Genomic DNA, 14,626 nt, shown 5'->3' with positions numbered 1-14,626 from the left:
GCTTGTCGCCCTACCAAAAATTATATTCGGAATTTATTCACCCCTTTCATCACCTTGCACCGCACAAATAATAACAATTCCATAACATATTTTTTACATTATGGAATTATTCGATCACCGCGATAGCAATATTCGTCTTGTTACACAGATTTATTAATCAGTGTATTTATTACAGGTCCTATCGCCTCAAACGCGGTGGGGGAAATAATATCAACATGCGCGCAATCCTGGCGGTATACATCCAGGCTGGATATCCACGGCGACCAACTGCGCTCAGGACTCACACCCGGTACTAACGTGCGCTCAGCGACGAAAAGCGTGGCGTGACCTGCAAACGGCACGCTGTGCGCCGTGGTAAGCAGGCGAACCGCATCGGCGTAGTTGCCTTCGATTGCGTTAAATAAAGCCTCTGACGCATTCCCCTGCTGCGCCGCCAGAAACGCTTCGCGTTCACGCTCGATCTCCGCCAGTACCGCTGGATCCAACCCATTAGCCTCTTTTTCTTGCCAGTTTTGCGTTTCCGGCGGCCAGGTATCCAACAGCCCGAGGAATGCAACCGTCTCTCCTCTGGCATGTAAGCGCGCGGCGATCCCCTGTGCCAGCGTGCCGCCCAGCGAATAACCTAATAAATAGTAAGGTCCGTGAGGCTGTTGACTGAGCAACGTTGCCAGATGATGTTCGCATACCGCGTCGAGGTTTTCCGCCGTCTGCATAGGCCCATCCGGTCGTGGCGACTGAATACCTATAATCGACCACTGCGGGCTGAGATATCGCGACAGCACGCTAAACTGCCAGGCAAAACCCGACGCCGGATGGAAACAGAACAGCGTTGGGCCGTGACTTTCACGCAGCGGCAGCAGTGCCTCAAATCCCAGACGCTGCGACTGTTCATCATCAGTGCCCTCCAACAGAGCGCTCAGTTGTTCAACGGTAGAGGCCACCATAATCTGCCCCGGCGTCACCTGACGCTCAAAAACCCGGCTCAACTGTGCTGCCAACTTCATCGCCAGCAACGAATGTCCGCCAAGCGCAAAGAAATCTGCCGCCACGTCATTCACCTCGCAATTCAGCAAAGCCGCAAAAGACTGCGCGATGGTGGTTTCAGTCCCTGCTCGCGGTGCGCGCCCGGAAATACGCGACGTCAACTGTGGCATCGGCAGCGCTTTACGATCCAGTTTACCGTTCGCGCTAAGCGGCAGCTCCGCCAGTTGCAACAATACTGTCGGCACCATATGCGCAGGCAGTTTTTCACGCAGCTTTTCCCGCAACGCGGACGTATCCAGCGGTAAACCCGATTGTGACACCAGATACCCCACCAGTTGACGCGCATCGCCGCCTGTCGCCGCCGCCTGGTTGAATACGCAGGCGTGGGCAACGGCATGCTCGACATCTGGCAATTGCTGCATCACCCGGTCAATCTCGCCGAGCTCAATGCGTTGTCCGCGAATTTTAAGCTGGTCATCGCTGCGCCCGAGGTATTCCACAGCGCCATTTTCCAGCCAGCGAGCCACATCCCCGGTACGGTACATGCGTTCGCCAGCGTTAAACGGATCGGCGATAAAACGGCTTGCGGTCAAATCCGGACGGCCCAGATAACCTTGCGCCAGTTGGATCCCCGTCAGATATAAGTCACCAGCCACGCCGAAAGGCACCGGGCGCATCATGGCATCCAGAATACGTAAACCGGTATTCCATACCGGATAGCCAATCGGCACGCTGTTGCCGGTTACATCAGCAAGGTCTTCCCCCCAGGCCGGATACCAGCTCACATCGACCGCAGCTTCCGTTGGTCCGTACAAATTGTGCAGTGGCGCATGAGTTAACTGTTCCCACTCACGGCATAAATCTGCAGGCAAGGCTTCGCCGCTGCAAAATACCCGTTTCAGCGAGGCACAACTCTCCCGCGCGGTTTCCGGCGTCAGTGAAGCGACAAAAGCGGCCAACATAGAGGGAACAAAGTGCGTGGTCGTCACCCCATATTGGGCAAAGAACTGCTGCATCGCCAGCGGGTCGCGGTGCGCCTCAGGCTCGGCCATTACCAGCTTTGCCCCGGCAATAAACGGCCAGAAAAACTCCCATACCGAGACGTCAAAACTGCACGGTGTTTTTTGCGCCACCACATCATCCGCGGTCAGCGGATAGTGATTTTGCATCCACAGCAGACGGTTAACGATGGCGGTTTGCCCAACCATCACCCCTTTTGGTCTACCGGTAGAACCGGAAGTAAAAATGATATAGGCAGTATGAATGGGCTGAGATAGTGCCAGCGGAGCAGCATCTTCTGCTGGCAGGGGTGAGTCATAGCACAGACTTTCCAGCCCAGGAATATCGCTAAAGCGCGCCAGTTGCTCATTGGTCGCGATCAACAATTTTGGCTTCGCGTCTTCGAGCATCATCCGCAGGCGATCGTCCGGGTATCCGGTATCCAACGGCAGCCAGGCAGCTCCGGCTTCCACAATACCGTGCAGCGCCAGCGTCAGGAACACGGAACGCGGCAATGCCACGGCAACACTGTCACCAGGCTTGACGCCGCGTTCGCGCAGAAGGCTCGCCAGCGCCACGACCTGCTGGCGCATTTCGCGATAGCTAAACTGATAACGGGCATCGGCCAGCGCCGGGGCATCCGGCGTTTTATCGGCCTGCTGTGCCACCAGCGCACTCAGCGTAGTGGACGGGATCTCGACGATCGTGTCGTTAATCTTCGCCAGCCGCTCATGTTCTGTTGGCAACAGCATCCCGGCGTCGCCGCAGCATAGCGCCGGATTGTCGGCAAACTGCTCGATAAGCCCGATTAAACGCGAGGCATGCTGCGCCAGCATTTCTGCATCGTAGCGCTGTTTATTGGCCAGAATTTCAATACTCAGCCCACCGTTTTCATCCGGGAATAACGCCAGCTCAAGATCGTTCACCGGCCCTGTCGCCAGCGTGTGGGTTTGTGCCTGAACGCCGGGAATATTCAGCTGATAGTCGAATATTTTCACGTTCAGCACCGGGCCAAACAGCGGCTCGGCACCGGCTGCACGCCCGCTGTCGCGAACGATTTGTTCGGCATCATAACGTTGATGCCGACGCATTTTCTTCAACTGTCCGGCCAGTCGTTGTGCAAGTGCAGGCAAGCTTTCTGCCGCATCCAGCCTCACACCAAATGGCAGTACGTTTAAAACCGGTCCAGTGGAGGTCAACGCCGCCGACCCCATACGCCGCATAAAGATAAACCCGGCGGCATAATCCATTCGGCTGCATAAACGTCCCAGCCACAATGCCACCAGCGCGAGGGCCAGATCCGCACGCTGAACGTCAGGCATACGTGCCGCAAGCCGACGAAACGCCCCTTCAGGCGCGGTTAACTTCATACGAATAATATCCGCGCTGGCCGATCGTCCCGGCAACGGATTGTTCGATAGCGAGGCAGGAGGCGGGAGTTGCTTTCGCTGCTCGCGCCAGAAAGCGCCGTCGCGTTGCCAGGCATCGCTTTGACGGTACTGTTGATACTCTTCCACCACCTCGGCGAACGGCGTAAAAGGCGAGTCTGGCGTAGGCTCGCTGTGTAGCCATGCGCGATAAATTGCGGCTATCTGGCGGGTAATGGCCGGAAAACTGAAGCCATCGACCAGCAAATGATGGTAACGCTGATACCAATACCAACGCTTTTCTCCCACCTGTATAAGCAGGTGAAAAACCAGCGGCTTATTGCCATCAGCACGTATGTCCTGCTGCAGGTCTGCCTGCATCAACGCACGCGCCGCCTCATGTGGATTGGCTTTTTCGCGCAGGTCGATAATTTCAGGTTGCGCAAAGGCGAGCGCAGAATCCACCCATTGCCAGATCTCACCGTTATCTTCGCTAAACCGCATCCGCAGAGTATCGGCCTGCTCCAGGCCAGCCACAACTGCTTTCGCCAGCAACGACGCGTCCAGTTCGCCAGTTAATTCTACGTAGTGCGCCACGCTCCACGCCGAGGGCAATGTGGAGAGTTTTTCCGCCATCCAGATCCCCGGCTGAGCCGCCACTAACGGTAAACGCTGAGTCATGGAGCCTCCTGCACATCGACGTAGTTCGTTGGCGTCAGCGTGGTCCAGTTTGCTTCCAGCCATTGCTGGCAGGCTTCCTGGGATTGAGGTTCGCAAGCAATTTGCCAGCCAGCAGGAAGCGAGCACTGCTGCGGCCAAAGGCTAAACTGACGTTGGGGATTTTGCAGAATGTAAAACTGGCCCTGCGGATTATCGAAGGGGTTACTGAATTCCATACTCAACTCCTGTCGTGGAACATCGTCCGGTTAAATCGTGTCGGTAAGCGGTTGCCAGAGCGTCATTAGCCCTTGCATCAGACCGCCGCGCCAGCAAAGCGCATCGTGTCCGCCATCAACCTGACGCCAGAAAATAGACTGTGGTGCAGAAGGTAACTGGGCATATAACGCCTGATTAGCGCGATAAATAATGGGCTCGCGGATCCCCGCTTCCAGGACAATACGCAGCCCCTGAGCGCTGACGGTCCCGGTCTTCAGTTGCTCGACGATCGCCCCGTCCTGATGACCACCACGATGCGGCCACCAGTAAGAGCCCGACTGGCTAAGCACACAGCCAAAGCGCGCGGGCCAGTTCAGCCCGGCATACAGCGATGACAACCCGCCAAAACTTTGCCCAGCCACCACGGTGCGCTGCGGATCGTCACTAAACGCGGTCGTTGTCTTCACCAGTGGTAATAGCTCCTCCTGCACCGCCAACCAAAAATCCGCATTACACGGTAGCTCATGGCTGCGGTGAGCCGTATCAATGGCATCAATCAGAATATAAACGGCAGAAGGAAGGTGTCCGCGATGCGTGAGTGAAGTCAACGCAGGCCAGACCGGCATACTCTGTGCCCAAAACTGCCCATCCAGCAGGATAGCCAACGGACGCGTTTCGGGTTGAGCATCACCGGTGGTAAACACCCATACGCGACGCGTATTGCCGAGCCTGGCGCTATGCCATTGCAGGCAAACTGTGGGTGAATCTGGGTTTTCAGGTCGATCCCATCCTGGCTGTACGGGTGCCTCCGGCATTTCCAGCGCAGACACCGCGTGGCCACGACCGCCCCGCCAGCTCTGCGGATTAAGGGGATCGGCAATGGCCTGCGGCAGCAATTGCCGCCAGCCTTCACGCAGGATGCTTCGGTCAGGCGCAGCGTCCGCCGCCAGCGAGGAGAAGATATCGTTTCGTGCTGTTGGGATAAAACAGTAGCTGCCACGCCAGTTGGCGCTGAGGGAAACACTCCAGCACCAAACATTTGTTCCATCAATGCGTCGCATCGACTGAGGGATGGCATTTTGATGGTGGTCGGTGACGCCGGTGATATAAACCCAAACGCGATGAATGGCTGACTCTTTTTCCGTTCCCCGTGGGTCACGCCACCAGAAGGTTACCCGATAATTTCCGTTGTCTTCACGCTCCCACTCCGGGCCTTTTTTCGACTGCCACCACGCCTCGCTTCCCATCTTTAACGTCGTCACAGCCATAACCCCATGTTTATTGTGAAATTTTATGATCTAGCGTGAAATATATTGATAATATTATTGATAACTATTTGCATTTGCAATAGCGTATTGTCGCGCTGTGGGAAGCGCGTACAGTTTTTCACCACTTATAAACCGACCTGGCGCTGCGTACTTTTTCTGGAATGGATAGTTTACGCAGATGCGGGCGACATCAGGCCAAATGCCGCACCACGGCACATTGGTACTCGTGGCTAAAAGAACAGCAGGACATACAATGAACAACAAGATTCATTCACTGGCCTTATTGGTCAATTTAGGGATTTACGGGGTAGCCCTGCCAGCAATGGCAGAAGATCAAACCGATAGCGTCGCTGTCTCTCATGAAGACACCATCGTCGTTACCGCCGCCCAGCAGAACCTGCAGGCGCCGGGTGTTTCAACCATTACCGCTGATGAAATTCGTAAGAACCCTCCCGCTCGCGATGTGTCGGAAATCATCCGTACCATGCCTGGCGTTAACCTGACCGGCAACTCAACCAGCGGTCAGCGCGGCAACAACCGCCAGATCGATATTCGCGGCATGGGGCCAGAAAACACCCTAATTTTGATCGACGGTAAACCGGTTACCAGCCGTAACTCCGTACGCCAGGGCTGGCGCGGCGAGCGTGATACCCGCGGCGATACCGCCTGGGTTGCTCCGGAAATGATTGAACGTATTGAAGTGCTGCGCGGTCCTGCCGCAGCACGCTATGGCAATGGCGCAGCTGGCGGTGTGGTGAATATCATCACCAAGAAAGGCGGCGATGAGTGGCATGGTTCCTGGAATACCTATTTCAACGCCCCGGAACACAAAGAGGAAGGTTCAACCAAGCGTACCAACTTTAGTCTAAATGGCCCGCTGGGCGGGGATTTCAGCTTCCGCCTGAACGGTAACCTCGACAAAACCCAGGCCGATGCCTGGGACATTAACGACGGTCACCAGTCAACACGTACGGGCGATTACGCAGATACAATGCCTGCGGGTCGTGAAGGGGTAAAAAACAAAGATATCAACGGCCTGCTGCGTTGGGATTTTGCCCCAATGCAATCGCTGGAGTTTGAAGCTGGTTACAGCCGTCAGGGCAACCTGTATGCGGGTGACACTCAAAACACCAACAACGATAACAAAACTAACGGGCTGGTAAAAAAATACTACGGTAAAGAAACCAACCGTATGTACCGCCAGAACTATGCGCTGACGTGGAACGGCGGCTGGGACAACGGCATTACCACCAGCAACTGGGCGCAATACGAACACACCCGTAACTCCCGTTTGGGTGAAGGTCTGGCAGGTGGCCTTGAAGGGTTATTTAACAGTAATCAATTTACCGACACTGACCTGGCGGATGTCACCCTGCACAGCGAAATTAGCATTCCATTCGACCTGTTAGTTAACCAGAACCTGACGCTCGGTACCGAATGGAACCAGCAGCGTATGAAAGACATGAGTTCCAATACCCAGACCTTTATGGGCGGGAACATACCTGGTGCCAGCAGCACCGATCGTAGCCCATATTCACAGGCTGAAATTTTCTCCCTGTTTGCTGAAAATAACATGGAGCTGACCGACAGCACCATGTTGACGCCGGGTCTGCGCTTCGACCACCACAGCGTCGTTGGCGACAACTGGAGCCCGTCCCTGAACCTGTCCCAAGGTCTGGGCGACGACTTTACGCTGAAAATGGGTATCGCACGGGCCTATAAAGCACCTAGCCTGTACCAGACTAACCCGAACTATATTCTGTACAGCAAAGGCCAGGGCTGCTATGCCACCGGATCTGCGACGGGCATTGGTTGCTACATGATGGGCAACGATGACCTGAAGGCCGAAACCAGTATCAACAAAGAGATTGGTCTGGAGTTCAAACGTGACGGTTGGCTGGCCGGCGTCACCTGGTTCCGCAACGATTACCGTAACAAGATCGAAGCGGGGACTGTACCGCTAAGCAGAACGTCAATTACCCAGAAAAACCCGACTACGGGTAAAGAAACAACAACCTACACCGATATCTATCAGTGGGAAAACGTACCTAAAGCGGTGGTGGAAGGCCTGGAAGGGACGTTGAACGTACCGGTTAGCGAAACCGTTACCTGGACCAACAACATCACTTACATGCTGCAAAGTAAGAATAAAGAGACCGGCGAACGCTTGTCGATTATTCCTGAATACACGCTGAACTCAACGCTGAGCTGGCAGGCGCGTGAGGATTTGTCACTGCAATCCACCTTTACCTGGTACGGCAAACAGCAGCCGAAGAAATATGATTACCAGGGTAAGCCAGTGACCGGCAGTTCAGCCCAGGAAGTGAGTCCGTACAGCATCGTCGGCCTGAGCGCGACCTGGGATGTGACGAAAAACGTCAGCCTGACCGGCGGCGTGGATAACGTCTTCGACAAACGTCTGTGGCGTGAAGGTAATGCCCAGACCACCAGCGACAACAAGACTGGCTATTATATGGCGGGCGCTGGCGCGTACACCTATAACGAACCGGGTCGGACGTGGTATATGAGCGTTAACACCCACTTCTGATAGCGTTGTTCCCTCTCCTCGCGACGGGGAGAGGGAAACGATACACAACCATGCGTACAACACACACATCGCTTCCCTTCGCCGACCACGCGCTGCATTTTGTCGAGTTTGATCCCGCCAGCTGCCATGACCACGATCTGCTCTGGCTTCCCCACCGCGCCCAGCTTCTGTCCAGCGGACGCAAGCGTAAAGCTGAACACTTAGCAGGGCGGATCGCCGCAGTACACGCTTTGCGCGAATTTGGCCTTAAAACGGTACCCGGCATCGGTACACAACGCCAACCGGTATGGCCGCAGGGGCTGTTTGGCAGTATCAGCCATAGCGCATCAACTGCGCTGGCGGTGGTATCGACACATTCCGTTGGGCTGGATATAGAAGCTATTTTTACGCGGCAAACCGCAGTTGAGCTGGCTGACGGTATTATCGATAACCACGAACGACCGATTTTGCATCATTCTGAACTGCCCTTTCCACTCGCCTTAACTCTGGCATTCAGCGCCAAGGAGAGCCTGTATAAGGCGTTTTCCACTCAGGCATCCGGGTTACCAGGTTTCACCAGCGCAAAAATTACCGCACTCACGAATCAGCAATTAACATTGCAAATCATGCCATCATTTTCGCCTAACCTCGCCAATCAGGAAATTAACGTGCATTGGTTTCAACGCGATAAAAACATCATTACCCTGTGTGTACCCACGCTGTCAGGATCGTGATCCTTTTCTCCTTTTAAGAAATTAGCTGCGCAAATCGTAGACAGTTTGATTATCTCGACTTATCGTTAACTTGAATAATAAATCATATTTGAATAAATATTCAAAGTGGAGAAAAAGATGAACAAGACCCTGATTAAATCCGTATTACTGGCCTCGATCCTTACCGCATCGGGTTCGCTGTATGCTGCCGACAACGGACTGATTGCGATTATCACCCCTTCACACGACAACCCGTTTTTTAAAGCCGAAGCCGACGGCGCGGTCGCCAAAGCGAAAGAGCTGGGATATACCACGCTGGTCGCCTCTCATGATGATGATGTCAATAAACAAAACCAACTGATTGAGACCGCTATTGCCCGAAAAGCGAAAGCCATCATTCTCGATAACGCGGGCGCCGATGCCACCGTTGGTCCACTTGAAAAAGCCAAAGCGGCGGGCGTGCCTGCATTCCTCATCGATCGTGAAATTAACAAGACCGGCATCGCAGTCGCGCAAATCGTGTCGAACAACTACCAGGGCGCGCAGCTCGGCGCAGAGAAATTCGCTAAACTACTGGATGGAAAAGGCAAGTACGTTGAGCTGCTGGGACGCCAGTCCGACACCAACGCGCATGTGCGCTCACAGGGGTACCACGATGTGCTCGACGACTATCCGGATATGAAAATGGTCGCCCAGCAAACGGCGAACTGGAGCCAAACTGAAGCGTTTACCCGTATGGAAGCTATTTTACAAACCAACCCTGATATCGTCGGCGTCATTTCCGGCAACGACACCATGGCGCTGGGCGCAGAGGCTGCCCTGAAGGCTGCTGGGAAAAACAATGTCATCGTGGTGGGTTTTGACGGCAGCGACTACACCCGAGATTCCATCATCAACAAGAGCAACATTAAAGCGACCGTCCTTCAGCCCGGCTGGCAGCAGGCTCAAATGGCGGTTGAGCAGGCTGATTACTACCTGAAAAATGGCAAAGCGCAGAAAGAAGAAAAACAGCTCATGGATTGCGTGCTGATTGATGAAACCAATGCCAGCAAGCTGAGTAAATTCAACCTGAGCCACTAAGCGGAGGCACTATGTCGTTAACACAATGGGGTGCTGCACTGGTTGGGTGCGCCACCCTGTTGCTGACGGCCTGCACGGTAGTTGACCTCGACGAAAACGGCAACCCCATCATCCCGGCCGACACACAGGCCAAAGCCAGTTTCGACAATCAAACACCCGAGCAGATCGCGCAACAAACCTGGCAATCCCGCGTCCTGGATGCGGCAAAGCAACACGCTCTGGATGCGTCAGCGCTGAGCGCACGCCTGAAGACGCCCTCACCCACCGCCGAGAGCGTATTTGTGCGCCTGACCAGTCAGATTGAGAACGTCGACACCACCAATGCGCGCGAGAAAAGCATTGTGATGAGGGTCAATGACGCCCCTGTCACCATCCAAATAGGCCCGGTGATGCGCGGCAATGCCATTCGCGATGCGAGTGGGTTTAAGTTTGAAGACTTCACTAACCAGGTTCAGTTTGCCCAGCTTTCCCGGGCGTACAACCGCGAAGCGGTAAAACACTTGCCCGCAATGGACGAAAGCTGGCAAGGGAAGCGTGCCACGGTACTGTTCGCCGTAACGCTGAATGCTGGAAAAGCGGAAAACGCGGCAGCGTTAGCGCTGGAACAGGAGGCACACTGATGAATAATTCCTCAGCAGATGACATCATCCTGCGCACACATGCCATCTCAATGCTGTTTCCCGGCACGATTGCGCTGGACAGCGTGGATTATCAGGTGTGGCGCGGTAAGGTCAACGTGATTATTGGCGAAAACGGTGCGGGGAAATCCACGCTGATGAAGATCCTCGCCGGTGTTCAGCAGCCCAGCAGCGGCGAGATGACGCTCAATGGCAACCCTGTTCGCTTCGCCAATACCCGGGACGCCGCGGCGCACGGGATTGGTATGGTGCATCAGGAACTTAACCTGTTTGAGAATCTCACCGTCGCGGAAAATATTTTCCTTGGCCGGGAGATCCAAAAAGGCATGACCCCCATTGATGAGGCCGAACAGGAGAAGCGTACTGCGGAGCTGCTAACCCGGCTCGATCAGCCCATTTCACCCCGCGATCTGGTCGGCAATCTCAAGGTCGGACAGCAACAGCTGGTTGAAATCGCCAAAGCGTTGGCGGAGGACGCTGACATTCTAATCCTCGACGAACCCACCTCGGCGCTGAGTAAAACCGAAGTCGAGATCCTGTTTCGCGTGATTCGCGAACTGACTCGCCAGGGCGTTTCGATAATCTACATCTCTCATCGACTCGAAGAATTGATGGCGATTGGCGATGTGATCACCATTTTACGCGATGGCAAATTCCAGGCCGAAGCCAGGGTTAGCGATATCGATGTGCCGTGGATTGTGCGTGAAATGCTGGGCAGCGACCCGGTGAGTAATTTTCTTGAGCCAGGTCGCACGTTCGGCGCGCCGGTTCTCGAAGCGGAACATATTACCTGCGTCAATGCCGCTGGCAATGCGGTGGTCAACGACGTCACCTTTAACGTCCACGCGGGCGAAATTGTCGGTATCTATGGACTGATGGGGGCCGGACGAACCGAATTATTCGAGTGCTTGCTGGGTACTGAGCGCAACTACCTCGGTAAACTGTGGCTCGACAGCAAGCCAGTTCCACAGCGCTTAACCACCGCCGACCGCATTCGTATGGGAATGAGTCTGGTACCGGAAGATCGCAAGCGCACAGGCATTTTCCCCATTTCTTCGGTTGCCAGCAATCTGACTATTGCCAGCCTGTGGCGTCGCCTGCAGCGCGGTTTTGCCATCGCCCGCAAAGATGAGGAGGCCGTCGTCGCCAGCACAATTGGTAATCTGTCGATCAAAGTGTCCTCACCGGATGTTGAAATCCAGGCTCTGAGCGGGGGTAACCAACAGAAAGTGGTGATTGGCCGCTCCCTACTTACCAATCCCAAAATTCTGTTCCTTGATGAGCCCACTCGCGGCATTGACATTGGCGCGAAAGCCGATGTGTTTCGCATGATGGTACAGCTTTCACAACAGGGTATTGCCGTTGTCTTCTCCACCTCAGATTTAAAAGAAATTATGGCGGTATCTGACCGCATTCTGGTGATGTCTGGCGGCAAGCTCACGGCCGATATTACTCGCGATCGTGCCGAAGAATCGGCGCTGGTCACCGCAAGTGCTCAGGGGTTCTGATATGAAAACACTACAATCTGCCGTCGTCGCACCGCGAGCCGGTGTCACCTTCTCGCGGGAAAATATCCTGCTGCTGATCCTGAAATTACGTACCTTTATTGCGCTGTTTCTGATCGTCGGATTTTTTGCCTTCACCGTCCCCGGTTTCCTCTCAGGCGGCAGCATGGTCATTATGATCAAGCACATCGCCATTAACGCGTTTCTGGCGCTGGGAATCACCTTCGTCATTATTACTGCCGGCATTGATCTCTCAATTGGCGCTACGCTTGGGCTGTGCGGCATGATTGCCGGATGGCTGATCACCAAAGGCATTGTATTACCCATGTTTGGCATCGCTATCTTCCCCAGCGTCTGGGTGATTGTACCTGTCGTACTGCTGATTGGCGGATTGATTGGCGCAGCAAATGGCTGGATTATTACGCGCTATAACGTCGCACCTTTTATTTGTACGCTGGGCACCATGTACGTATTGCGCGGCGCGGCGATGCTGACCTCTGACGGACAAACATTCCCCGGGCTTTCCGGCAATCCACAGTTGGGTAACACCGGTTTTGATGAAATTGGCGCGGGAACTCTGTTTGGTATTCCGTGGGCCATCTGGATGATGATTGTGCTGGCGCTGGTTATTGCTTACGTTGCCCGCCGTCTGCCCTTTGGCCGCCACGTGTACGCCATCGGGGATAACGAACGTGCTGCTGAACTGTCCGGCGTAAAAGTGAGGCAGGTAAAAATCTGGGTGTACACCCTGTCCGGACTATGCGCTGCAATTGCCGGAATAGTTGTTTCAGCACAACTTTCCGCCAGTCATCCGGCCAACGGTACTGCATTTGAGATGAACGCCATTGCCGCCGTTGTACTTGGTGGTACGTCGCTGGCCGGTGGTCGAGGCACCATCTTAGGCACGTTGATTGGCGCTTTCGTTATCGGTTTCCTGGCCGATGGTCTGGTGATGATGGGCGTCAGCGAATTCTGGCAAATGGTGATTAAGGGCATCGTGATTATTGTCGCGGTCATTATTGACCAGATGCAAAACCGGATGCAGCAAAAAGCCGCAGTGGTTGCGCAAAAGGCGGCGATGGAAAGTCAGTAGCCCTGAAATTACGCCTGATGGCGCTGCGCTTATCAGGCCTAGGTCGTGTATGACATATGGGCCTGATAATGCGCCGCCATCCGGCAGTGGGGAAATTTTATTTCATGACGGCTTCAGCCTGCCCTGCTGAAACCTTATCATCCAGTTTAAACATCATCAGCAATCCCAAACTAATGGCATGGAAAATGGCAGGAATCCCGGCAATTAAGAACATAATCGCCGTCATCGTTTCCGATGACACCGCCTCACCCGCTTTGTAACCGCTAAGGGAGAGCACTAGCCCAACCATCCCACCCGCCAGCGCCAGACCAACCTTCATCGAAAAGAGCGTACCGGCAGCGACAGCCCCAGACATTCTGACGCCGGATTTGTCTTCACAATAGTCGGCACAATCAGAAGGCAGCGCCCAGGCAGTAATCGAGCCAAGTTCAGCCATCAATACCGACAGCACCAGTAGAACACATGCCAGTGAGATTTGTTCAGGGTTAACGAAATAGAGACATAATGCCGCCACGCCACCGCCCAGTTGCGCCACCTTCAGCGTACCTAATTTCGAGAGCTTGTTGCGCTTAATCAGTTGAATAGCAATCATCGGCGCAATGATCCCCGCAATCGCTGTGGCCGAAAGCAGACCAGAAACAAAGCCATCCCCACGATTCAGGAAATACTTCACAAAATAAATAGTCACACTGCCTTTAATTACAAAAGCAATGGAGCTGGTAATTTTGAACAGATAGAAAACAACCACCGGTTTCGCTTTCAGCATAATTCCCAGTTGTTTGGTAAACGGGACTTTATCGGTCTCCACGCTAACCTGATATCGCTCCTTTGTTCCCCAGAAACAGAGCAGCATAAACGCCGTGGCCAGCACGGCAATAAAGCTCATCGCCATCATGTAGGCGCGTGCTTCATCGGTTTTTCCATACCAGGCGACGAAAATCGGCACTACCATTGAGCAGATAAGAAAGGCCATTTTAGCCAGTGGGAAACGCCAGGAGTTGGCGCTTAAACGATCCATGGGATCGGCGGTGAGTGTCGTCAACAACGCCACATACGGCACCACCGTGGAGGCATACATCAGGATCAGAAATAGATAGGTAATCACTGCATAGACTAGCTTTCCAGTGGGTGAAAAGTCCGGCGCCAGAAAGACTAAAAAACAGGAAATACCGTAAGGGATCGCCAACCAGAGCAAAAAAGGACGATACGAGCCGTGCTTTGTCCGCGTGCGATCGGAGATATTACCGATAAATGGATCATAGAAGGCATCAACCAGACGGGCAACAATAAACAATATCCCCATCGCCGCTGCCGAAATCCCTAAAACATCGGTATAAAAATAGGGCAAAAACATCATCGTCATCCCAAGAAAAATGTTCGCTGACGAATCACCTAACCCATAACAGATCTTCTCTTTGATACTCAATTTATGCTGTTGCTTCATGAGAAACCCTCTTTATGAATATATATTCATTATCGAATTACTATTCACGCAAAGGTTAAGCCCACGAATTTAGCGCTGGCAAGTGGTTAGTCGTGACATTGTTACCAGTATCACAATTAACCTCATTCTTTT

The 14,626-nt window shown here is 53.9% G+C and carries 10 protein-coding genes; 6 read left to right on the top strand and 4 right to left on the bottom strand.

What is annotated here, in order from left to right; all coding sequences use genetic code 11:
• Nucleotides 1-140: 140 nt before the first annotated feature.
• From entF to fes, 3 genes are read right to left on the bottom strand one after another with little or no spacing between them, the layout of a single operon-like run.
• Entirely contained in the window at nt 141-4,031 is a 3,891-nt protein-coding gene (gene entF, locus OGY71_RS18365; RefSeq protein ID WP_286613530.1) for an enterobactin non-ribosomal peptide synthetase EntF, read from the bottom strand.
• Complete coding sequence (locus tag OGY71_RS18360) at nt 4,028-4,246, bottom strand: MbtH family protein (RefSeq protein ID WP_267441100.1); 219 nt, start codon at nt 4,244-4,246, stop codon at nt 4,028-4,030. Before OGY71_RS18360 ends, entF begins: the two co-directional genes overlap by 4 nt.
• Before the next feature lie 30 nt (nt 4,247-4,276).
• Nucleotides 4,277-5,494, bottom strand: a complete 1,218-nt coding sequence (gene fes, locus OGY71_RS18355; protein WP_267441099.1) for an enterochelin esterase — start codon at nt 5,492-5,494, stop codon at nt 4,277-4,279.
• A 253-nt stretch (nt 5,495-5,747) separates the two neighbouring features.
• Between fes and OGY71_RS18350 the strand changes: the two genes are divergently transcribed.
• The 6 genes from OGY71_RS18350 to OGY71_RS18325 all read left to right on the top strand — a co-directional run bounded on the left by OGY71_RS18350 (nt 5,748) and on the right by OGY71_RS18325 (nt 13,050).
• Nucleotides 5,748-8,042 carry a TonB-dependent siderophore receptor gene (locus tag OGY71_RS18350; RefSeq protein ID WP_057066473.1) on the top strand — a complete coding sequence of 765 codons (2,295 nt, stop codon included), beginning with the start codon at nt 5,748-5,750 and terminating at the stop codon, nt 8,040-8,042.
• 50 nt (nt 8,043-8,092) lie between these two features.
• Nucleotides 8,093-8,755, top strand: a complete 663-nt coding sequence (entD, locus tag OGY71_RS18345) for an enterobactin synthase subunit EntD (RefSeq protein ID WP_286613529.1) — start codon at nt 8,093-8,095, stop codon at nt 8,753-8,755.
• A gap of 117 nt (nt 8,756-8,872) precedes the next feature.
• The gene (locus OGY71_RS18340) at nt 8,873-9,814 is read left to right on the top strand and encodes a D-ribose ABC transporter substrate-binding protein (RefSeq protein WP_032942648.1); all 942 of its coding nucleotides are present in this window, start codon (nt 8,873-8,875) and stop codon (nt 9,812-9,814) included.
• Between the two features lie 11 nt (nt 9,815-9,825).
• Nucleotides 9,826-10,434 carry a DUF2291 family protein gene (locus tag OGY71_RS18335; protein WP_286613528.1) on the top strand — a complete coding sequence of 203 codons (609 nt, stop codon included), beginning with the start codon at nt 9,826-9,828 and terminating at the stop codon, nt 10,432-10,434.
• Nucleotides 10,434-11,960, top strand: coding sequence for a sugar ABC transporter ATP-binding protein (locus tag OGY71_RS18330; RefSeq protein WP_175310246.1), 1,527 nt, complete (start codon nt 10,434-10,436; stop codon nt 11,958-11,960). Before OGY71_RS18335 ends, OGY71_RS18330 begins: the two co-directional genes overlap by 1 nt.
• A 1-nt stretch (nt 11,961) precedes the next feature.
• Nucleotides 11,962-13,050: an ABC transporter permease gene (locus OGY71_RS18325; protein WP_048214725.1), complete on the top strand. Its 1,089-nt coding sequence runs from the start codon at nt 11,962-11,964 to the stop codon at nt 13,048-13,050.
• A gap of 97 nt (nt 13,051-13,147) precedes the next feature.
• On the opposite strand, the gene OGY71_RS18320 is transcribed toward OGY71_RS18325, so the two are convergent.
• Nucleotides 13,148-14,494 (bottom strand): glycoside-pentoside-hexuronide (GPH):cation symporter, encoded by a 1,347-nt coding sequence (locus tag OGY71_RS18320; protein ID WP_063940731.1) that lies wholly within the window; start codon nt 14,492-14,494, stop codon nt 13,148-13,150.
• Between the last annotated feature and the right edge of the window lie 132 nt (nt 14,495-14,626).

Origin of the sequence: Citrobacter sp. Cpo109, assembly GCF_030332565.1 — a bacterium.
In the GTDB taxonomy this organism is placed as follows: Bacteria; Pseudomonadota; Gammaproteobacteria; order Enterobacterales; family Enterobacteriaceae; genus Citrobacter; species Citrobacter portucalensis.
The sequence above is the reverse complement of the archived record's forward strand: the minus strand, read 5'-3'. Positions and strand labels throughout refer to the sequence as shown.